Below are 21684 nucleotides of genomic sequence, written 5' to 3' on the forward strand. Positions count from 1 at the left end.
GGGGCCCACTCTCAATACGTGATCGTAGTTGAGACGATTAAGTTGCGGCTGATATAGCGGTTTTCTCAGGGTCCGGCAAGGGCCGGACGGCCCAAAGCGATGATTTTCACGCCTAATCCTTGCTTCACAAAGCCCGCTCAAATTGCCCGAAAGTTGCATCGAATCGCCGCGCGGGCGGAACTGGCCGGAGGCTGTCGGCGCTCGGCAACGCCCCTCCCACGCTGGTGGACCTGCTGGCGCGCGAGGACGAGATATCGATCGCCGGTCTTTGCAGTGCCGTCCCGGCATCGGATACCGAGCGGGCGAGGCTGAACTTCCACCGTCATGCGCGGGGCTTGACCCGCACATCCATCTTTAACAAGAGTCGTCAAAGGCGATGGATTGCCGGGTCAAGCCGGCAATTGATTTCGATGCAGGCAACAACGATGCAGACGACGGTGTCCGATCCTTTCGATTCCGGAACGATGCTCGAAGGCATTCGGCGCTGGGTCGAAATCGAAACGCCGACCGACGCGCCCGGACGGGTCAATGAACTCGTGCAGATGGTCGCGGAGAGTTATCGCGGCCTGCCGGTCGCGCTCGAGCGCATTGCCGGAACCGGGGGATGCGGCGATCATCTGATCGCGCGCTCGGCCTGGGGCGCGGACGCGCCGGGCATCCTGGTGCTCAGCCATCTCGACACCGTGCATCCGCTTGGATTCATCGAACGGCTGCCGTTTCGGATCGAGGGCGACAGCGCGTTCGGTCCCGGCATCTATGACATGAAGGGCGGCGCCTATCTGGCCTTTCGCGCGTTCGCACGGCTTTGCGAGGAGAGCGAACGCCCGCCGCTCGGTATTACCCACCTGTATGTCTCGGACGAAGAGATCGGCAGCCCGACCTCGCGCGCGCTGATCGAGGCGGAGGGGCATAAGGCAAAGTACGTGCTGGTGACCGAGCCGGCGCGCGACGGCGGCAAGGTGGTCACCGGACGCAAGGGCGTCGCGCGCTTCGAGGTATTCGTGCATGGGGTGCCGGCGCATGCCGGCACCCGTCCGCAGGATGGCCGCAGCGCCATCCGCGAGCTTGCCAACGTGATTCAGGCGCTGGAGGCGATGACCGACGTCGGGCGCGGCGTCACCGTCAATGTCGGAGTGATCCGTGGCGGCACCAGGCCGAACGTCATTGCCGAGGAGGCCTATGCCCACGTCGACCTTCGCGTCACGACCATCGCGGATGCCGACGAATTCGTCGGCAGGATCCTCAATCTGCAATCGAACACCGACGGCGTCACGGTCAAGGTCGCCGGCGCATTGAGCCGGCCGCCCTACGAAAAGAGCAATGCCGGCGCCGCGCTCTACGAGCACGCCAGGACGCTCGCCGCCGACATCGGGTTCGATCTGACGGATACGTTCAGCGGGGGCGGCTCCGACGGCAATTTTACCGCGGCCTTTACCGCGACGCTCGACGGGCTCGGCGTCGACGGCCGCGGAGCCCACACGCATTATGAGCAGATGTACATCTCGTCGATCGAGCCGCGGGCGCGGCTGCTGCATCGGCTGTATCAGACGCTGCGATGAGCTTCCCCGCCGGCGATTGCGATCGTCATGACGTGCCGTCCGAGGGCGGCGCCGCCCGCGCGCGGGGCTCGTTCTTCGGGCGGCGCAAGGGTCACAAGCTCCGCGCCCATCAGGCCGACCTGATCGAGAACCTGCTGCCGCATCTGTCGCTCGACATCGAGAGCGCCGCTCCGCCCGGCCTCGCGGTGCTGTTCGATCCGCCGCTCGAGAGCGTGCGTCTCGAGATCGGGTTCGGCGGCGGCGAGCACATGATCGCCGAAGCGCTGGCGTTTCCGCAGACCGGCTTCATCGGCTGCGAGCCCTATGTCAACGGCATGGCGAAAATCCTGGCCCAGATCGAAGCCCGCAACATCGGCAACGTCAAGCTGTTCGCGGGCGACGCCGCCGCATTGCTGGCATGGGCGCCGCCGCGTTCGCTGCGCCGGATCGACCTGATCCATCCCGATCCGTGGCCGAAGCGGCGGCACTGGAAGCGGCGTTTCGTGCAGGACGCAACCATTGCCGCGATGGCGCGCGCGCTTGAGCCATCCGGCGAATTCCGTTTCGTGTGCGACATCGACGATTACGTCGCCTGGACGCTTCGCCACCTGACGCGTTCGCCGGAATTTTTCTGGACCGCGGAACGCGCCGAGCATTGGCGGCTGCCGTGGCCGGACTACACCATGACGCGCTACGGCCGCAAAGCCGCGCGGGAAGGTCGGCAGGCGGCGTATTTGCGGTTTCGGCGGACCACCTGAACCGTCATTCCGGGATACGCCTCTTGGCGCAGGCCCAGAATCCATAACCACCAGTGTGAGTATGGATTCCGGGCTCGCAACAGACGCGCCCCGGTACGGCGGCGCTGCTTCACTGGCTCTTGGCCTCTTCGTTGGTGCCGATCAGGTCCACCATGTCGACGATGATGCGGCGCAGCTTGATGTCGGGAATGCGCGTGAAGGCGCGGATCAGCGCCAGCCCCTCAGAGGTCGCGAGGAAATCGGCGACATAGGCCGGCGAGGGCGCTTCGCTATAACCTTCCGCGCTCGTGCCGGGAGAGCCCTCGAACAGGAACGACACCGGCACCTGAAGGATTTCTGAAATCTGGTGAATGCGGCTGGCGCCGATGCGGTTGGTGCCTTTCTCGTATTTCTGGATTTGCTGAAACGTCAGCCCGAGGCCTTCGCCGAGTTTTTCCTGGCTCATGCCCAGCATGATCCGTCGCATGCGCACACGGCTGCCGACGTGTCGGTCAACAGGATTGGGCGCTTTGGTGGGCATCTCCAACTCTCCCTTGGGCTTCGCAACGCGAGGGCTATTTGCAAAAGCAACGTCGCAATTGCACAAGCAGATATGGAGTATGCCGTTAACGCTGTAATCGTCAAATGTTGGAGGGCCAACCGGTAATTGCCGCGAGTTTTTCGCTCGGCAAACTAGCACATTAGACGTTGCTCTACTAACGCGCGCATAATTCCAAAATGTTTTGCGCGGAATCTGGTTGAGGTATGAACCGCGTTCCACTTTTGCGAAACTGATTTTATCGCGCGTCGCCGAATCACCGAACAAGCGGGACCGTATCGCCAGTGTATGTTCGAAGTCTCTTGCGGCGGTCCGGTGTTCGAAATTTTTTTTGTATAAAATTAAGGTGCGTGACGTTCGATCGGAGCGAGGCGGCATTCCATTTTCAGGAAACGCTTTTCGCCGCGCGGCGCCGGATCACGATGAGGATTGCGGCGGCAACCATCATCGCGGCGGGAATATCGCCGAGGCGCGCATAGACCGTCGGCGCAATCGCGGCCGGCAGGCCGGAATCCAGCACGCCCTCCGCACCGAGATCGAGCCGCGCGACGATGCGGCCCAAGGGATCGATCACCGCCGAGACTCCGGTATTGGCGGCGCGGACCAGCGGCAGCCCTTCCTCGATGCCGCGCAGCCGCGCCTGCTGCAGATGCTGGTAGGGGCCGGTGGAAATTCCGAACCAGCCGTCATTGGTCAGGTTGACGATCCAGCCCGGGCGGTCGCCGCGGGTTTCGATCTCGCCGGGAAACACCGCCTCGTAGCAGATCAACGGCAGCATGCGCGGCGCGTTCGGCACCTCCATGGTGCGGCGGCGCGTGCCGGGGATGAATCCGCCCTGCACTTTCGTCAACTGGACGAAGCCAAGCTTTTCCATCCAGTCCTGCAGCGGCAAAAATTCGCCGAACGGAACCAGATAGAGCTTGTCGTAGACCGACAGCACGCTGCCGTCGTGATCGATGACGTAGATCGAATTATAGGCGCGGGTGATCTTCGCGCCGGGCGGAACATCCGGCGCGCGCACCGCGCCGGTGACCAGCACCGTCCCCTTGGGCAGCAGATCCGCGATCTGCGCCATCGCATCGGCCTCCCGGGTCAGGAAAAATGGAAACGCGGATTCCGGCCAGATCAGGATGTTGGCGTCGCGCACGCCGGTGGATTGCGGCCCGGTGGCGCGATCCGACAGGTTAAGATATTTTTGCATCACGTCCGCTTTGGCGGAATAATTGAACCGCGCGTCCTGCGGCAGATTGGGCTGCATGATGCGCAGTTTTACATTCGCGACCAGCCGGGTGGGCTGCAGCGCGAGGCGAACCGCGCCATAAATACCCATGACGACAAGCAGCAGCACGGCGGCCGCCGGCGCGATCCAGGGCGTGCGTCCGCGGGAACGGCCATCGATCAGCACCGCCGGGCTCGCGAAGATCGCGACGCTGAGGAAGGTCAGGCCCCACAGGCCGATCAGCGACGCGGTCTGCGCCAGCGCCAGCGGCTCGGTCAGCGCGTAGCCGAATGCGTTCCATGGAAAGCCGGTGAGCGTATGACCGCGCAGCCATTCGCCGACGGTCAGGCCGGCGGCGAGCGCCAGGATGCGCGAGGCGTCGCTGCTCCAGATCAGCCGCGCCAGCGCGAAGCCCAGCGCCGTGAACAGCGCGAGATAGGCGGGCAGGCCCAGAATCGCGAACGGCAGCAGCCACGCGAAAGTCGGGGCATCGACCAGGAAGGCGTAGCCGATCCAGTACAGTCCGGGGACGAAATAGCCGAGGCCGAACCACCATCCCGCCATCGCGGCGGCGGGCAGGCCGCGCCAGCGTCCGGCGCCGGCGCCGTCGATCAGCCACACCATCACCGGAAATGTCAGCCACAGCACCGGCCAGGCATTGAACGGCGCCATTGCCAGCGCCGATACGGCGCCGGCCGCCAGCGCAATGACGGCGCGCTTCCAGCCCCATGACAGGATGATCGACGAGCCGATGCCGCGGAGAGTGCGTGCTGAAATCACGGAGTGCCGGCTCCGTCGCCGGGCGGCGAAGAACTGGGGGGCTCATTGTGCTGGGCGTTGGCCGCGTCCGGCGTAGTGTCGCGGCGGCGGGCCGGACGAGGCGCAGGGCGTTCCTTGCGCATGCCGATGCGCAGGCGCTTGACGCGGCGCGGATCGGCGTCGAGCACTTCGATCTCGTAATTGCCGGGGCCGGAGATGACTTCGCCGCGCACCGGCAGACGCCCCACATGAGTGACGAGATAGCCGCCGAGGGTCTGGACTTCCTCGCCGGCCTCGCCGGTCACAAAATCTCCGCCGATCACGGAGCGGACGTCGTCGAGGCTCGCGCGGGCGTCGGCGATGAAGGAATTATCCGACTGCTTCACGATCGCCGGCGGCTCGTCGCTGTCATGCTCGTCGTCGATCTCGCCGACAATCTGCTCGACGATGTCCTCGATCGACACCAACCCGTCGGTGCCGCCATATTCGTCGACCACCAGCGCCAGGTGAATTCGCGACGCCTGCATCTGCGCCAAAAGATCGATGGCGCGCATCGACGGCGGCACATAGAGCAGTTTCCGGATGATGTGAGCCTCGCCGAGCGGCAGCGCGAGATCCACCGAACGCAGGTCGAGCCCGGCGGCGGTAGGTTTCTTGCGCTTGGCCTTGCTCGGCGTCGTCAGGCGCGCCTTCGCGGTCATGAACGCCAGCAGATCGCGGATGTGAACGATGCCTTCCGGATCGTCCAGCGTTTCGTTGTACACCACCAGCCGCGAATGCGCCGCGCTCTCGAACAGGCTCATCAGTTCGCCGAGCGAAATATCGCGTTTCACCGCGACGATGTCGGCGCGATGCACCATTACATCGGCGATGCGCCGCTCGTGCAAGCCGAGAATGTTGCGCAGCATGTTGCGCTCGATGGCGGAAAATCCCACCTCGTCCGGCTGCGAGGCGTCGAGCACCACCTGGAGGTCGTCGCGGACCGATCCCGGCTTCCATCCGAACAGCGTGCGGATCGCCCGAGTGAGCCAGTTGTCGGCAGCAGGGCGCAGCAGTTCGCCTTCCTGCATTACGGCCGGCAGGTTGGCGGTGTTCTTCGGGTTGTCGTGGGTGGGGTCGGAATCCGGCATCGTCAGCTCACCCGGTCCTGATCCGCATAGGGGTCCGGAATTCCGAGCTCCGCCAGGATGTTGCGCTCGAGATTTTCCATCGTTTCGGCATCGCTGTCTTTTTCGTGGTCGTAACCGACCAGGTGAAGAAAGCCGTGGACCGCAAGATGGCTGAGATGATGGTCGAACGGCTTCTGTTCGTCGTCGGCCTCGCGGCGCGTCGTCTCATAGGCGATCGCGATGTCGCCGAGCATGCGCGGCGCATCGTCGAACTCGCGGCCGGCGGGCGGCTGCAGCGCCGGAAACGACAGCACGTTGGTCGGCTTGTCCTGGCCGCGCCAGTTCTTGTTCAGGGTGCGAATCCCGGCATCGTCGGTCAGCATCACCGCGAGTTCGGCGTCGCCGGTATCGGCCTCGACCAAGGCGGCGGCCGCTTCGATGGCGCGATGCACGATGGCGCCGGCGTCCGCCTCGGCGCCCCAGCACGCCGCGACAATGAGGACTTCGGTCTCCGGCAGGGCGGACAGCGCCATCGTTGCAGAACTTTTTCTAAAAGCAGCGGTCCCTCGATCGAGAAGGCTGCTCTCGCGCGAGAATTTTCGCATCAGGTATTCTTGGTTGCCGGCTTCCGCGGCAATCCCTCGTATGCCGCGACAATCCGCGCCACCAGTTCGTGGCGGATCACATCCTCGGCCGTGAATTTGACCAGCGCGATGCCATCAACCCCGTCGAGCAGCTTTGTGGCTTCCGCAAGCCCTGAGGTCTGGCCGTTCGGCAGGTCGACCTGGGAGGGATCGCCGGTAACGATCATGCGGCTGTTTTCGCCTAGGCGCGTCAGGAACATCTTCATCTGCATCGACGTGGTGTTTTGCGCCTCGTCCAGGATAATGGCCGCATTGGTGAGGGTGCGTCCACGCATGAAAGCGAGCGGCGCGATTTCGATTTCGCCGGTCTGCAGTGCCCGCTCGACAACGCGCGAATCCATCAGATCGTACAGCGCGTCGTAAATCGGGCGCAAATAAGGATCGACCTTTTCGCGCAGGTCGCCGGGCAGGAAGCCGAGACGTTCGCCGGCTTCGACCGCCGGCCGCGTCAGGATGATGCGGTCGACTTCCTTGCGCTCGAACAACTGCGCGGCCTGCGCCACCGCGAGCCAGGTCTTGCCGGTGCCGGCGGGGCCGATGCCGAATACCAGTTCGTGCTTCTTGAGCGCGCGGATGTAGGAGTCTTGCGCGGCGGTGCGCGCCCGCACCGGGCGTTTGCGCAGGTTGATGGCTTCGAACGAGGTCTTTGGCGCCTTGGGATCGAATTCGAACAGGGAGCCCTGCGCAACCACGGCGCGGATCGCGCCTTCGACCTCTCCCTGCGAAAGGTCATGGCCTTGCGTGGCCTGCGCATACAGTGTCTCCAGCACGCGGCGCGCCGCGTCGCAGCCGTCGCGCGTTCCCGCGATGGTGATATGATTGCCGCGGGAGTCGACCACAATGTTGAGGCGGCGTTCGATCAGCGCGAGGTTCTGTCCATAAGGGCCGACCAGCGCCGACACCGCACGGTTGTCGTCGAAATCGATGACGACTTGGGTTTCGGGCGGGACTTGCAGGTCGCGGTCGAGTTTGCGGCTGGGGGCGAGCGAAGGCGAATCCGATGCGCTTTTGGGCAAGGGTTCAGGCTCCCACGTCTGTCTGAAAGGGTGTCATTGGAAGGGGCGCCGAAAGCGCAGGCCGCAGGGGAGGGTCAGCGAGCGTGCCGAGCAGGCTGTAGCGCTCGAGGCTTTCGATTGCGACGGGCAACACCTGCCCGATGATCCCGGGCGGGGCGAATACGTGCGCCGGCTGCAAGTAAGCGGTGCGGCCGACGATCTGGCCGGGATTGCGCGCAGGCCGCTCGAACAGCACGTCGACGGTGGTGCCGATCGCCGCTTTGTTGAAGGCCGACTGCTGGCTGTCGATCAATTCCTGGAGCCGCACCAATCGCTCATCCATCTCAGTCGCTGACAGCGTCTCCCGCATGTCCGCCGCCGGCGTTCCCGGCCGGGGCGAATACGTGAACGAATAGGCCCCAGCGTAGCCGATTTGCGCGACCAGCGCGAGGGTCGCGGCGAAATCTTCCTCGGTCTCGCCGGGGAAGCCCACGATGAAATCCGATGAAAATGCAATATCTTGCCGGGCGTCGCGAAAACGGTCGATGACGCGGCGGTAATCCTGCGATGTGTGTTTGCGGTTCATGGCGCGGAGAATCCGGTCGGAACCGGATTGCACCGGCAGGTGCACAAACGGCATCAGGGCTTGGAGGTCGCGATGCGCCGCGATCAGCGTGTCATCGACGTCGCGGGGATGGCTGGTCGAGTAGCGCAGGCGAACGATGCCGGGAATTTCGGCGAGGCGGCCCAGCAAGGCGCCGAGCGGCCACGGCCGGCCGTCGGGGCCTTCGCCATGATAGGCATTGACGTTTTGTCCGATCAGGGTGATTTCGCGGACGCCATTGTCGGCGAGCCGGCGGACGTCGTCGACGATCTTGGCGACCGGCCGCGACACTTCCGCGCCGCGGGTATAAGGCACCACGCAGAAGGTGCAGAACTTGTCGCAGCCTTCCTGCACGGTGACGAAGGACGAAACCCCGCGCGCGCGGATCGCCTGCCGCGAAGGCGGGGCCAAAAATCCGAATTTGTCGTCGACCGGAAACTCGGTTTCCAGCGCGCGCCCATGGGTCGTTGCGCGGGCGAGCAGTTGCGGCAGGTGATGATAGCTCTGCGGACCGACCACGATATCGACCACCGGAGCGCGGCGGATGATCTCGTTGCCCTCGGCCTGCGCGACACAGCCGGCGACGACGAGTTTCATCCTGCGCCCTTGCCGCGCGGCTTCGTCCTTGGCGATGCGGAGCCTTCCCAATTCCGAATAGACCTTTTCGGAGGCCTTTTCACGGATGTGGCAGGTGTTGAGGATCACCAGGTCGGCGTCGTCCACGCATGCGGTCTCGACAAAGCCTTCGGGTGCCAGCGTATCCACCATGCGCTGCGCATCGTAGACATTCATCTGACAGCCATAGGACTTGATATGCAGCTTGCGCGGCTGGCTCATGGAACCTGGATGATGGTGCAAAACGGCGCGTTCAAGGCGCGGGGCTCAATTATAGGCTAAAGACAGGGAAATCCAGCATTACCTCCGTCATTCCGGGGCGACGCGAAGCGTCGAGCCCGGAATCCATATCCACCACGGAGAGTATGGATTCCGGGCCCGCGCCAAGAGGCGCGTTCCGGAATGACGATGGTTTAATCTGCGCCACCCCGCTCGATCAGCCCCGCCAGTTCCCGCATGTCGTCGAACGTCGCGGCCGCGCCCGCGGCACGGAGCTTGTCGGCATAGCCGGGCCGGCAATGACTGCCGCCATGGAAACCCAGCACGGTCATGCCTGCGGCGCGCGCGGCCGCGATGCCGGGAGCGCTGTCTTCGACGACCAGGCATTGCTTGGGCGGCATGGCCATTTGCGCGGCGGCAAACAAGAACAGATCCGGCGCGGGCTTGCCGTTGCGCACCTGGGTTGCGGAAAAAATGTGCGGCGCAAACCTGTCGTAGAGTCCGGTGCGGCCGAGGCTGACGCGCATTCGTTCATGCGTGCCGCTCGACGCGACGCAGACCGGCTGCGCGAGGGTATCGAGCGTCGCGTGAATATGCGGCATCGCTTCAAGCTCCGCTGAGAATGACCGGTACAGTTCCTCCAGCCGCTGCGGACCAAAATCGTCGGGCAGGCCGTGGCCCAGTTCGGCTTCGATTTCGAGGTTGATCTCGCGCATCGACCGGCCGAGGAAGCGATCGAACACCTGGTCGGCCGTGATCGGATAGCCGTGACGCGTCAAGGTGTTCGCATCCACGCGACAGGCGATCACCTCGCTGTCGACCAGCACGCCGTCGCAGTCGAAAATGACCAGATCGAAGCTCAAGAAGACTTGTCGTCGTCCAATGGGACGCAATACAATTCCAGCCGGTGATCGACCAGCTTGTAGCCGAGCTTGCGGGCGATTTCGGCCTGCAGCTTTTCGATTTCCTCCGAAGTGAATTCGATCACCTTGCCGTTGCGCAGATTGATCAGGTGATCGTGGTGACTGTCGCGCATCTGCTCGTAGCGGGCGCGGCCCTCGCGAAAATCGTGCCGCTCGATAATGCCGGCGTCTTCGAACAATTTCACGGTGCGATACACGGTCGAAATCGAAATCTTGTCGTCGACCGTGACGCAGCGGCGATACAACTCCTCGACGTCGGGGTGATCCAGGGCCTCGGCCAGCACGCGCGCGATCACGCGGCGCTGCTCGGTCATGCGCATGCCGGTGGCGGCGCAGCGCGCCTCGATGTCGGTGGCCTTGAGCGGCGTGGATTTCAGGGCGGTCATGGTTCAGCCTCGGCGAAGCCTTGTTCTGCCATCGCGTGCCGGCTACGACAAGTCGCGCCGCATTAGCACTGCGTTCAATTGTTCCCCGCTGGCCTGCTTGTAATAGCGCTCGCGGCGGCCGGCCACGGTGAATCCGGCACGGTCGTACAGCCGCCGCGCCGCCTGATTATTTTCCTCGACTTCGAGAAATACCGTGCGCACCCCGTGGCCCGCGAGATGTCCGAGATGCGTCAGCAGCAGGTTGCGCGACAGGCCGCGGCCGCGACATCTTGCCTCGAGCGCGATGGACAGCAATTCGGCTTCGTCCGCGGCCATGCGCGACATTGCAAAGCCGATGACCGCCCGGCCCTGCCGCAGGCGATGCGCCAGCGTATTGCGTTCGCTCAGCATCTGCTCGAATTCACCCTCGCTCCAACCGCGGTGAAACGATGCGCCGTGGAGCTGCGCCAGGCGATGGGCATCGCGCTGGCCGGCCGGCTCGACCACGACGGCGCCGCCGCTCCACAGCGCCGATAGCCACGCGCTCACGAGACGTGCGGCTGCGAGGCATTCTGCAGCATGTCCTTGGGCGGTTTTGCATCGGGCGCGCGCAGGTAATACGGCCGGGCCGGCGCGGTTTCGGGATCGACCGCGGCGCCGAGCCAGCCGACCCAGGCGATATCCGGCGCCGGCTGCGCATCGATCCGCAGCGGCGGTGCGTCGGCGGGCCAGCGCTGCCCAAGGATTTGTGCGGCGTTGCCGACCAGATGCGGCGGACCGAAACGCGCGGCGTCCAGCGCCTCTTCGATCGATGCCAGACGCGGCCAGACCAGCGAGGAGCCGGTGCCGGCGACGACCTGAAGATAGACGTGGCCGTGCCGCGCGTCGATCGCGGAGATGACCGGATGCTCGCCGCCTTTGTTGACGATGGGCGCGGCGTAGGCCGTCAACGTCGTCACGCCGACCACCGGCTTGGCGGCGGCAAGGGCTATTCCCCGCGCCGCCGACAGGCCGACCCGCAAGCCGGTAAAGCTGCCGGGGCCGGTGGTGACCGCGATGCGGTCGAGTGCTGCGAAAGCTGATCCCGAAGCCTCGATCACGCGCGCGATCAGCGGCATCAGCGCTTCGGCGTGCCCGCGCTTCATGGGCAAGGATTCCTGCGCGATCAGCCGGCCGCCCTCGGTGTCCAGCACGCCGGCGGCGCAGGCATCGAGCGCGGTATCGATGGCGAGGATCAGCATGGCTTACTTTCGTCTTGCCCGGCCTTGTGCCGGGCATCCACGTCTATCTTGCCACAAGACAAGACGTGGATGGCCGGGACAAGCCCGGCCATGACGAAAATCCTGAAATTCACACGCTAACCGGTCCGTTCAAACCATCAGATCGGCCTCACCTCGACCACATCGGGCACGAAATGCTTGAGCAGGTTCTGGATGCCGTGCTGCAGCGTCGCGGTCGAGGACGGGCAGCCGGCGCAGGAGCCCTTCATGTTGAGATAGACGATGCCGTCCTTGAAGCCGCGGAAGGTGATGTCGCCGCCGTCATTGGCCACCGCCGGGCGCACCCGGGTCTCGATCAGGTCCTTGATGGTTTCCACTGTTTCGGCGTCCGCTTGGTCGAAGAATTCGTCCTCCGCGTCGGAAGCCTCATCTCCGCCGGCGCTGCCGTCGGCCATCAGCGGCGCGCCGGACATGTAGTGCTCCATGATGGCGCCGAGGATGGCAGGCTTGAGATGCTGCCAGTCGCTATCCTCCTTGGTCACGGTAACAAAGTCCGAGCCGTAAAACACGCCGGTGACGCCGGGCACGCCGAACAGCTTTTCGGCCAGCGGCGAGCGCGCGGCGGAGGCGCGGTCGGTGAATTCCATGGTGCCGCTGTCCAGCACGGGTCGGCCGGGAATGAATTTCAAGGTGGCGGGATTGGGGGTGGCTTCGGTCTGAATGAACATGGCGCTCTCCGGCGTCGCCGGTTCAAGGCCGGCGCGTGGGTGTCCTTAGCAGATGGCGACGGCAAACGCACGGTCAAGGGCGCCGCTGTTCCCGTCATTGCCGGGTTGACCCTACCATATGCACACATCTCGGCCGTCATTTGCCGGGCTCGACCCGGCAATCCATCCCCTTTGCAAGACCCCCCGCGAAGATGGATGGATACGCGGGTCAGGCCCGCCTATGACAGGCTCTAACTCCCGCTCATCATTACGACAGCGCGTCGACGTCTTCGTCGCTCAGATTGCCGGGAACGATGGTCACCGGAATGGGAAACGCGCCGACCGTCTTGGCCATCATGGTGATGATCGGCCCCGGACCCTCCGGGCCGGGATTGGCCGCCAGCACCAGCATGGCGATGTCGACATCCTTGTCGATGACGTCGAGGATCTGCTCGGTGGAATCGCCCTCCCGGATCACGCGCTCCGGGGTGATGGCGGCAATGCCGTTGGCGCGCCCCGAAGCGCGGTCGAGCGCCGCATTGGCGTCCTCATGCGCTTCCGCGCGCATGATATCGGCGACCCCGAGCCACTGCTGGTTCTGGTCCTCGGTTTCGATGACGCGCAGCATCACCACGCCGCCGCCGACGCGGATCGCCCAGCGGCTGGCGTAGTAAACCGCGCGATCCCATTCCGCAGTGTCGTCAACGATAACAAGGCATTTCGGCTTGTGACCCGTCTCATAGCTTCGACGTTGCGTGCTCATGCATGTCCCGATGCTGCGTCAAACCGGCGCATGCTGCCACACTCCATCCGGCTTTGGGAGAGGGTCGGAATTCCAGGCCTTATTTCCTATGAATGAATCCGACGATGTCCTTCACCGCGCTCATGGTTTCTGAGGCGACGGCGCGGGCACGGGCGGCGCCGTCGGCCAGGACGGAATCGACGTAAGCGGCGTCGGCGGTCAGCCGCTTCATCTCGGCTGCAATCGGCGACAGTTTTGCGACCGCGAGATCGACCAGATTTGATTTGAAGCCGGAAAACTGCGCGCCGCCGAATTCGCTCAGGATTTCGGATTTGGGCTTGTCTGCGAGGGCCGCATAGATGCCGACCAGATTATCGGCCTCCGCGCGCGTCTCGAGCCCTTTTTCCTCCGACGGCAACGGCTCCGGGTCGGTCTTCGCCTTCCGGATCTTCTGCGCGATGGCGTCGGCGTCGTCGGTGAGGTTGATGCGCGAATAATCGGACGGGTCCGACTTCGACATTTTTTTGGTGCCGTCGCGCAGGCTCATCACCCGCGTCGCAGGTCCGGTGATGACCGGCTCCGGGAGCGGAAAAAAGCCTTCGCTGGATTTTGAATGGGCCGCGATTGATTCCGAGAAATCGTTGTTAAATTTCTGCGCGATGTCGCGCGCGAGCTCAAGATGCTGTTTCTGGTCTTCGCCGACCGGCACGTGGGTGGCGCGATAGACCAGAATGTCCGACGCCATCAGCACCGGATAATCGTACAGCCCTATCGAGGCGTTCTCGCGATCCTTGCCGGCCTTCTCCTTGAACTGCGTCATGCGGTTGAGCCAGCCGAGCCGCGCCACGCAGTTGAACACCCAGGCAAGCTCGGCGTGTTCGGCGACCTGGCTCTGGTTGAAGATGATCTGCTTTTTCGGATCGATGCCGCTGGCGATGAAGGCCGCAGTGACCTCGCGGGTGTTGCGGCGTAATTCATCCGGGCCGCCCCACACCGACACCGGCACGGTGATGGCGTGCAGATCGACCACGCAGTAAATGCAGTTATGGGTCGCCTGCAGCTTGACGAAATTGACGAGCGCACCGAGGTAATTGCCAAGATGCAGATTGCCCGTCGGCTGGACGCCTGAAAATACCCGCTCGATGATCGCCATATCGCTGTTCCTGCTCGATGCGCCGTCACTTGCCATGCGGACCCTGGATGCGCAAGTCGCGAGCCGGCGGCCCCCTGACGGCGGTGACGGCGTCGGCCCAGTTGATGGCGCCGAACAGCGTCAGCAGCATTCCGTAGACCGCAATGCCGCAAACGATCAAAACCCCGACAATCGCCATTAGCGCGAGCCCATGCATGCTTTCGGCCAGCGGCCCCACAAAGGCCGCGTTGAGCCACAGCAGACCGCACATTCCGAGCGCCGCCAGGGCGATACGCGGCAACCGCCGCCGTGCGGCGCTGTCGATCGAAAACCCGAACGTTGCCGCGCCGCGCCGGATCAATGTAAGCGCGTTGCTCCACGCTCCGAATGCGATCGCGGCCGCGATACCGCTGGCGCCGACCATTCGGCTGAGAACGATTGCCAGAACGAGCGCGACGGCAAATCCCTTCAGCGTTGCGAGTAACGGCGTGGTAGTATCGCCGCGTGCAAAAAACGCCGGCGCCAGCGCCTTGACCAGTACGTGGGCGGGCAGGCCCAGCGCAAGCACCGCCAGCGCCGATGCGGTGGCGGCAGTGTCGGCCGCGTTGAACGCGCCATGTTCGAACAGCGTCTCCACGATCGGACGGCTCAGCACGATCAAGCCCAGCGCCGCGGGCAGCGCGAGCCCGACCGCGAGTTCCAGGCCGCGCGACTCGGCGTGGACCAGCGCGGCGCGGTTATTGCCGCCGATGGCGCGCGCTACTTCCGGTACCAGCACGGTTCCCATGGCGGCGCCGACGATGCCCAGTGGCAGCTCGATCAGGCGGTTGGCGAAATACAGCCATGATACCGCCGACGGGGTCGAGGACGCGATGATCGCGGCGGCCACGATCAGCAATTGCGGCCCGGAATTTGCGAGCATGCCGGCCAACCCCTTGAGGAAGAAAACGCGCATTTCGGCATCGAATGACACCCGCAGCGGCGCCGCAAGTTTCTCGCCGCCCACGCGCATCCCCAGCATCAGCAGTTGCAACAGCCCGGTGATGCCGACGGCCACAGCCATCGCCTGCGCGGCATGGATTGCATCCTGCGGCCACGCCAGCAGTACGATCATCACGCAGATCAGTGCGATGTTGAACAGCACCGGCGAAAATGCCGCGAACGCAAACCGATGCCGCGCATTCAATAATCCCATCATCACTGCGACCGGGCCGGCGAAGGCGAGATAGGGCAGCATCAGCCTCGCGTTATCGACCGCAAGCTGCTGCGTCGGGTGTCCGATGAAGCCCGGCGCCATCAGCGCGATCACCAGCGGCATCGCGAGCCCGATAAGTGTCGCCGCCACGGCCATTGCGAGGCTCACGCTGCCGAGCACGCGCCCGGCAAAGACGGTTGCCGCGGCGGTGCCGTCGTCGTCTTGGATGCGCAGATAGGCGGGTACCAGCGCGGCATTCAATGCGCCTTCGGTCAACATCCGCCGGACCACGTTGACCCCCTGAAATGCCACCAGGAACGCATCCGCGACGGGACCCGCGCCGAACAGCGCCGCCACCAGGGCGTCGCGCGCGAATCCCAACAGCCGCGAGGCCAGCGTTCCGAAGGAGACGGTGAGAATCGGGCGGATCATGGCGACATTCTATAGCGGCAGGCGCTTGCTGGCGCGCGGGCGAACGTGATAGGTCGCAGCACTCCTAGGCCGAGTTGGATCGGATTTTCCGCATCCTCGCAATTGCCGCAACGGGATAATCTTGATGGTGCAGGCGAAATACGACGTTCTCGGGATCGGTAATGCGATTTTCGACGTGCTGGTGCGGACCGACGAAGACTTTCTGGTGCGCCACGGCATGACCAAGGGCGGCATGGCGCTGATCGACGAGGCCCGCGCGCTTGCGATCTATGGCGACATGGGCCCCGCGGTGGAGATGTCCGGAGGCTCGGCCGCCAATACCATCGTCGGCATCGCCGGCCTGGGGGCGCGCGCAGCCTTTATCGGCAAAGTCAAGGACGACCAGATCGGCCGGCTCTACAGCCACGACATCAAGGCAGCGCATGTTACCTTCGCGACCCCGCCCGCGGCGGATGGGCCGGCGACGGGCTGCTCGTATATTCTGGTGACGCCGGACGGCGAGCGTACCATGAACACCTATCTCGGTGCGGCGCAGGAGCTGACGCCCGGCGACATCGACCCGGCGGAGATCGCGGCCTCGTCCATCGTCTATCTCGAAGGCTATCTGTGGGATCCGAAGAACGCCAAGGACGCGTTTTTGAAAGCCTCGACCATCGCGCATGATGCGCGCCGCCAGGTGGCGCTGACCTTGTCGGATGCATTCTGCGTCGACCGCTATCGCGGCGAGTTTCTCGATTTGATGCGCAAGGGCGCAGTCGACCTGATTTTCGCAAACGAAGCCGAACTGTGCTCGCTGTACCAGATTTCCGATTTCGACGCCGCGTTGACGCAATTGCGCAACGACGTTGCGCTCGGCGTGGTGACGCGAAGCGAGAAAGGCTGCGTGGTGGCGGTGAAGGATGGCGTGGTGTCCGTACCGGCGTTTCCGATCGGGAAACTGGTGGACACCACCGGCGCCGGCGACCTGTTTGCGGCCGGATTCCTGTTCGGCCTGGTGCGCGGCGCCGGTCATGAAAATGCCGGCAGGCTGGGCGCGCTTGCCGCCGCCGAAGTGATCCAGCATATCGGCGCGCGGCCGCAAGTGTCGCTGAAGGAATTGGCGAAGCAGAACGGACTGCCGGTTTGACGCGGGTACAGGGCGTAAGGCGGATTAGCCGAAGGTAATCCGCCCTCTCGCCACGGTAACGGCGGATTACGCTATCGCTAATGCGCCCTACAAACCGTGCTCACGCCGCCCGCCCCGCGTCGAGCCCGCGGCAAATGCGCCAGACATTGCGGGTCGGCGCGAAGCCGGACGATGCCGAGTTTAGATCGGTCCGGCCGGTGCATCGCGGGTTGTTTGCGCCTATATTGATCCCAACCTGGTAATACCGCTTCAGGAGTAGCCTATGTCTCCCACAACCGCCGCTGCACGTTCGACCCCTTCCGCGCCGTCATTGCAGGATCGCCTGAAAGACCCTTCGCTGTTGCGCGAGCAATGCTACATCGACGGCGCCTGGGTAGGCACGCCGGAGCGCCCGGTGACCAATCCCGTGAACGGCATCGAGCTTGCCAAAGTGCCGAAGCTCGGCGCGGAAGAGACGACGCCGGCCGTAGAGGCTGCCGCGCGTGCGTTCCCGGCCTGGGCCAAGCTCACCGCCAAGCAACGCTCCAACATCTTGCGCAAATGGTTCGACCTCATCGTCGCCAACCGCGAAGACCTCGCCTTGATCCTGACGTCGGAGCAGGGCAAGCCGCTGGCCGAGGCGCTGGGCGAGGTCGACATCGGCGGCGCCTATGTCGAATTCTTCTCCGAGGAAGCGCGCCGCGTCTATGGTGAAACCATTCCAACCCAAAAGCCCGATGCGCGCCTGCTCGCCATCAAACAGCCGATCGGCGTTTGCGGAGCGATCACACCGTGGAATTTTCCATGCTCGATGATCACCCGCAAGGTATCGCCGGCGCTGGCCGCGGGCTGCACCGTGGTGCTGAAACCCGCCAACGAGACGCCGCTCACCGCGCTGGCGCTGGTCGTGCTGGCGGAGAAGGCCGGCGTGCCGAAAGGCGTGTTCAACATTCTCACCGGCCATTCGTCCGCCATCGGCAAGGTGCTATGCGAACATCCGGCGGTGCGCTTCGTCGGATTCACCGGCTCCACTGAAGTCGGCAAGATTCTGTATCAGCAGGCCGCCGTCGGCGTGAAGAAGCTGGGGCTCGAACTCGGCGGCAATGCGCCGTTCGTGGTATTCGACGATGCCGATATCGATGCCGCGGTGGAAGGCGCCATGATCTCGAAATACCGCAACATGGGTCAGACCTGCGTCTGCGCCAACCGCATCTATGCCCAGGACAAGATCTACGATTCCTTCGTGGAAAAGCTTTCGAAAAAAGTCGCGGCGATGAAGATCGGTGACGGCACCGAGCAAGGTGTGGTGCAGGGGCCGCTGATCAACATGGACGCGGTCGAGAAGGTCGAGAAGCATATCGCGGATGCGGTGAAGCATGGCGCCAAAATCATCACCGGCGGCAAGCGGCATGCGCTCGGCGGCACCTTCTTCGAGCCGACGGTGCTGTCCAACGTCGCGTCCGATGCGCTGGTGGCGCAGGAGGAAACGTTCGGGCCGCTGGCGCCGGTGTTCCGTTTCAAGGACGAAGCCGATGTGATCGCGATGTGCAACAATTCGCCTTTCGGACTGGCGTCGTATTTCTATTCGCGCGACCTGGGGCGGGTCTGGCGGGTCGCGGAGGCGCTGGAGTCGGGGATGGTCGGCGTCAACACCGGACTGATCACCACCGAAGTCGCGCCGTTCGGCGGGGTCAAGGAATCCGGCCTTGGCCGCGAGGGCTCGCATCACGGCATGGAAGAATATGTCGAGATCAAATATGTGATGATGGCGGGGATATAGGATCCGCCGTCATGGCCGGGCTTGTCCCGGCCATCCACGTCTTCGTTATGCGGATGCGGCAAGATGTGGATGCCCGGGACAAGCCCGGGCATGACGAACTTCAAATGTCGCCCCCGAACACCCCATGCCGGCCCACGCCCGACGCAAAGCGCGTGGCGCCGGACAGCGTTTCGCCGGAAGCGACGACCTTCAGTCCGCCGCGCATCTCGTTGGCGATGGCGTCTTCCTCTTCGAGGTCCCACTGCCGCAGCGCCGACAGCCGGTCCGCGCGCATGCACATTTGCGGAAACCGCGCGATGTCCTTGGCGAGGGCGATGGCATGCGCGCGGGTTTCGCCCTTCGGCACGACCCGGTTGGCAATGCCCATCTGCAGCGCTTCCTCCGCCCTAACCGGCCGCCCGGTGAGGATGAGATCCATCGCCCGCGAATGTCCGATCAATCGGGGCAATCGTATGGTGCCGAGATCGAGCAGCGGCACCCCGAAGCGGCGGCAGTAGACGCCGAAGACGGCGTCGTGGGCGACGACGCGCAGGTCGGCCCACAGCGCAAGCTCCATGCCGCCGGCGACCGCGTGGCCTTCAACCGCGGCGATCACCGGTTTCGACAGCCGCAGCCGGCTAGGCCCCATCGGCGCGATACTGTCATGGCCGCCGATCTCGCGTTTCTTGTGAGGGTCGCCAACTGCAATCGCCTTGAGGTCCGCGCCCGCACAGAACGCGCCGTCGACACCGGTGAACACGGCGACCGAAGCGCTGTCATCGGAATCGAAGGCGCGGAACGCATCGAACAGCTTTCGCGCCGTCCAGCCGTCGACGGCGTTGCGGCAATGCGGGCGATTGATGGAGACGATGGTGACGGGTCCGTCGTGTTCCACAAGAATGGTATCGGTATCGGTCATGCTGGTTCCTTTCCTTGTACGAGCCAACGGGTCCGGCTTCCCCGACCCCATTGACAGCCAAGCGAAGCAATCTAGCGTTGTGTTGGCAAGACTGGATTGCTGCGTCGCTGCGTTCCCGCAAGGCGGACGCCGCAAGCGGTCAGCGCCGCGGCACCCGCCGTATAATGGGTCGACGTCATCGCCCCGCTGCTATCCCAGATCAGCCCCCGTGATGCGGCGGTATGCTTCAAGATAACGGCTGCTGGTGGCATCCACCACGCTTGCCGGCAAGGGGGGCGGCGGGGCATCGCCGCTCCAGCGGCCGGCGCTGCGCTCGGCGTCGAGATAATCGCGCAGCGGCTGCTTGTCGAAGCTCGGTTGCGGCCGGCCGGGGGTGTACGCATCCGCCGCCCAGAACCGCGAACTGTCGGGCGTCATCACCTCGTCGATGAGAATGATACGGCTGTCGCCATCCCTGCCGAATTCGAACTTGGTGTCGGCGATGATGATGCCGCGGTCGCGGCTGACGGTTTCGCCGAGCATATAGACGGCGCGGGTCATGCTCTCCAGCGTATGGGTCACCTCAGGCCCCAGAATTTTGCGCATGTGCGCGACGGCGATGTTCTCGTCGTGGCCGGTTTCGGCCTTGGTGGCCGGGCTGAAGATCGCGGGCTCCAGCTTCGCGCTTTCGGCAAGACCCGGCGGCAGTTGCTCGCCCGCCAGCGTGCCGCGCGCCGCATATTCCTTCCATGCCGAACCCGACAGGTAGCCGCGGATCACGCATTCGATCGGAAATACATGCGTGCGCCGGCACAGCATCGCCCGCCCTGCGATTTCCGCGCGATGGTGCCGCAGCGCAGGTACTTGCCGGATGATGTCATCGGCATCGGCGCTGATCATGTGATGCGGTACCACGCCCTCGAGTTGGCGGAACCACCACGCGCTGATTTGCGTCAGCACCATGCCTTTCATCGGGATGGTTTCGGCCATCACGACGTCGAATGCGCTGATGCGATCGGTGGTCAGGAGCAGCACGCGGTCGTCGCCGACGGCATAGATGTCGCGTACCTTGCCGCGGCCGATGGTTGGAAGCGGCAGGTCGCTGGCGAGCATCGTGGTCATGAAGAATTTCTCCGTGTCATGCGCGGGCTCGACCCGCGCATCCATCTTCTTTGAGGAGATGGATCGCCGGATCAAGGGCGATGACAGCAAATGTCGACTTCCGGAAACTTCCGGGGGTGCATCGCCTTATTCCGGCAGCGGAATGAATTCGTGTTCGTCGGGCACGCATGCGAAGCGGCCGGACTTCCAGTCCTGCTTGGCCTGTTCAATACGCTCTTTCGAGGACGAGACGAAGTTCCACCAGATGTGGCGCGGGCCTTCCAGAGCGTCGCCGCCAAGAAACATCATCCGCGCCTGGGTGATCGCCTTTACCGTGATGCGGTCGCCGGGCCGGAAAATCAGCAGGCGCGGACCTTCATGGCGCTGATGGGCGATCTCGATTTCGCCGTCGATCACATAGATCGCGCGCTCTTCGTGATCGGGATCGAGCGGCACGGTCATGCCTTGTTCCAGCGACACTTCGGCATAGAACCATGGCGACACCATATCGACCGGTGACGTGGCGCCGAACGAACTCCCCGCAATGATGCGCGCCGTGAAACCTTTTTCCTTCACCATCGGCAAGCTCACGGCGCCGTAATGCTGGAACGATGGCGCGATCTCCTCGGAGCCTTTGGGCAACGCAATCCAGCTTTGCAGCCCGAGCATTTTCTGCCCGGTCTGCCGCTGCACATCCGGCGTGCGCTCGGAATGGGCGATGCCGCACCCGGCGGTCATCAGGTTCATCGCACCCGGCTGGATTTCCTGGATGTTGCCCTCGCTGTCTCGGTGCATGATCGAGCCGTCGAATAGATAGGTGACGGTGGCAAGGCCGATATGCGGATGCGGCCGCACGTCCATGCCTTTGCCGGAGACGAATTGCACCGGTCCGAAATGGTCGAAGAAGATGAAGGGTCCGACCATCTGCCGCCTGCCATGCGGCAGCGCGCGGCGCACCTCGAATCCGTCGCCGAGGTCGCGGGTGCGCGGCACGATCAGCAGCTCCAGCGCGTCGCAGGAAGTGGGATCGCCGAGCGCTGGATCGTTGGAGGGAAGCCAGCTCATCGATGTCTCCGCCAAATTTTTGGCCATCGTACCAGCATTCAT

21 protein-coding genes are annotated in these 21684 nt (G+C 64.2%); 4 read left to right on the top strand and 17 right to left on the bottom strand.

Features of this window, described 5'->3' with window-relative positions; all coding sequences use genetic code 11:
• Window positions 1-425: 425 nt before the first annotated feature.
• Both ACFE72_RS13345 and ACFE72_RS13350 read left to right on the top strand, forming a co-directional pair.
• Window positions 426-1559 carry a M20 family metallopeptidase gene (locus ACFE72_RS13345; protein ID WP_375413576.1) on the top strand — a complete coding sequence of 378 codons (1134 nt, stop codon included), beginning with the start codon at window positions 426-428 and terminating at the stop codon, window positions 1557-1559.
• Window positions 1556-2296, top strand: coding sequence for a tRNA (guanine(46)-N(7))-methyltransferase TrmB (locus ACFE72_RS13350; protein WP_375413577.1), 741 nt, complete (start codon window positions 1556-1558; stop codon window positions 2294-2296). The genes ACFE72_RS13345 and ACFE72_RS13350 overlap by 4 nt, the downstream gene beginning before the upstream one ends.
• Before the next feature lie 109 nt (window positions 2297-2405).
• Here ACFE72_RS13350 and ACFE72_RS13355 read toward each other — a convergent pair whose 3' ends face one another.
• The 14 genes from ACFE72_RS13355 to murJ all read right to left on the bottom strand — a co-directional run bounded on the left by ACFE72_RS13355 (window position 2406) and on the right by murJ (window position 15714).
• The gene (locus ACFE72_RS13355; protein ID WP_375413578.1) at window positions 2406-2816 is read right to left on the bottom strand and encodes a helix-turn-helix domain-containing protein; all 411 of its coding nucleotides are present in this window, start codon (window positions 2814-2816) and stop codon (window positions 2406-2408) included.
• Between the two features lie 403 nt (window positions 2817-3219).
• The gene (lnt, locus tag ACFE72_RS13360) at window positions 3220-4833 is read right to left on the bottom strand and encodes an apolipoprotein N-acyltransferase (protein WP_375413579.1); all 1614 of its coding nucleotides are present in this window, start codon (window positions 4831-4833) and stop codon (window positions 3220-3222) included.
• Window positions 4830-5942, bottom strand: a complete 1113-nt coding sequence (locus ACFE72_RS13365; RefSeq protein WP_375413580.1) for a hemolysin family protein — start codon at window positions 5940-5942, stop codon at window positions 4830-4832. Before ACFE72_RS13365 ends, lnt begins: the two co-directional genes overlap by 4 nt.
• 2 nt (window positions 5943-5944) lie before the next feature.
• Window positions 5945-6454, bottom strand: a complete 510-nt coding sequence (ybeY, locus tag ACFE72_RS13370; protein WP_375413581.1) for an rRNA maturation RNase YbeY — start codon at window positions 6452-6454, stop codon at window positions 5945-5947.
• Between the two features lie 71 nt (window positions 6455-6525).
• Entirely contained in the window at window positions 6526-7581 is a 1056-nt protein-coding gene (locus ACFE72_RS13375; RefSeq protein ID WP_375413582.1) for a PhoH family protein, read from the bottom strand.
• 4 nt (window positions 7582-7585) lie between these two features.
• Entirely contained in the window at window positions 7586-9001 is a 1416-nt protein-coding gene (gene miaB, locus ACFE72_RS13380) for a tRNA (N6-isopentenyl adenosine(37)-C2)-methylthiotransferase MiaB (RefSeq protein WP_375413583.1), read from the bottom strand.
• A 191-nt stretch (window positions 9002-9192) separates the two neighbouring features.
• Window positions 9193-9861: an HAD family hydrolase gene (locus tag ACFE72_RS13385; protein ID WP_375413584.1), complete on the bottom strand. Its 669-nt coding sequence runs from the start codon at window positions 9859-9861 to the stop codon at window positions 9193-9195.
• Window positions 9858-10307 (bottom strand): Fur family transcriptional regulator, encoded by a 450-nt coding sequence (locus ACFE72_RS13390; RefSeq protein WP_375413585.1) that lies wholly within the window; start codon window positions 10305-10307, stop codon window positions 9858-9860. Before ACFE72_RS13390 ends, ACFE72_RS13385 begins: the two co-directional genes overlap by 4 nt.
• 42 nt (window positions 10308-10349) lie before the next feature.
• Window positions 10350-10835: a ribosomal protein S18-alanine N-acetyltransferase gene (rimI, locus tag ACFE72_RS13395; RefSeq protein ID WP_375413586.1), complete on the bottom strand. Its 486-nt coding sequence runs from the start codon at window positions 10833-10835 to the stop codon at window positions 10350-10352.
• Window positions 10832-11527 (bottom strand): tRNA (adenosine(37)-N6)-threonylcarbamoyltransferase complex dimerization subunit type 1 TsaB, encoded by a 696-nt coding sequence (gene tsaB / locus ACFE72_RS13400; RefSeq protein ID WP_375413587.1) that lies wholly within the window; start codon window positions 11525-11527, stop codon window positions 10832-10834. Before tsaB ends, rimI begins: the two co-directional genes overlap by 4 nt.
• 137 nt (window positions 11528-11664) lie before the next feature.
• Window positions 11665-12234: a NifU family protein gene (locus ACFE72_RS13405; protein ID WP_375413588.1), complete on the bottom strand. Its 570-nt coding sequence runs from the start codon at window positions 12232-12234 to the stop codon at window positions 11665-11667.
• A 247-nt stretch (window positions 12235-12481) separates the two neighbouring features.
• The gene (locus tag ACFE72_RS13410) at window positions 12482-12976 is read right to left on the bottom strand and encodes a universal stress protein (protein ID WP_375413589.1); all 495 of its coding nucleotides are present in this window, start codon (window positions 12974-12976) and stop codon (window positions 12482-12484) included.
• Between the two features lie 79 nt (window positions 12977-13055).
• Window positions 13056-14108, bottom strand: coding sequence for a tryptophan--tRNA ligase (trpS, locus tag ACFE72_RS13415; protein ID WP_375413590.1), 1053 nt, complete (start codon window positions 14106-14108; stop codon window positions 13056-13058).
• Window positions 14109-14133: 25 nt separating this feature from the next.
• Entirely contained in the window at window positions 14134-15714 is a 1581-nt protein-coding gene (gene murJ / locus ACFE72_RS13420) for a murein biosynthesis integral membrane protein MurJ (RefSeq protein WP_375413591.1), read from the bottom strand.
• A 124-nt stretch (window positions 15715-15838) separates the two neighbouring features.
• Here murJ and ACFE72_RS13425 point away from each other — a divergent pair, with 124 nt between their 5' ends.
• Window positions 15839-16840: an adenosine kinase gene (locus tag ACFE72_RS13425; protein WP_375413592.1), complete on the top strand. Its 1002-nt coding sequence runs from the start codon at window positions 15839-15841 to the stop codon at window positions 16838-16840.
• Between the two features lie 262 nt (window positions 16841-17102).
• On the top strand, window positions 17103-18599 hold the full coding sequence (locus ACFE72_RS13430) for an NAD-dependent succinate-semialdehyde dehydrogenase (protein WP_375413593.1): 1497 nt from the start codon (window positions 17103-17105) through the stop codon (window positions 18597-18599).
• 100 nt (window positions 18600-18699) lie between these two features.
• Here the strand turns inward: ACFE72_RS13430 and ACFE72_RS13435 are convergent, their stop codons facing one another.
• From ACFE72_RS13435 to ACFE72_RS13445, 3 genes are all read right to left on the bottom strand, one after another.
• A complete protein-coding gene (locus ACFE72_RS13435) occupies window positions 18700-19497 on the bottom strand; it encodes a crotonase/enoyl-CoA hydratase family protein (protein WP_375413594.1) in 798 nt (265 codons plus the stop codon).
• Between the two features lie 189 nt (window positions 19498-19686).
• Window positions 19687-20598 (bottom strand): phosphoribosylaminoimidazolesuccinocarboxamide synthase, encoded by a 912-nt coding sequence (locus ACFE72_RS13440; RefSeq protein ID WP_375413595.1) that lies wholly within the window; start codon window positions 20596-20598, stop codon window positions 19687-19689.
• A 126-nt stretch (window positions 20599-20724) separates the two neighbouring features.
• Entirely contained in the window at window positions 20725-21642 is a 918-nt protein-coding gene (locus ACFE72_RS13445; protein WP_375413596.1) for a pirin family protein, read from the bottom strand.
• Window positions 21643-21684: the final 42 nt, after the last annotated feature.

The sequence above is a fragment of the uncultured Bradyrhizobium sp. genome, from assembly GCF_964252615.1.
Lineage (GTDB): Bacteria > Pseudomonadota > Alphaproteobacteria > Rhizobiales > Xanthobacteraceae > Bradyrhizobium.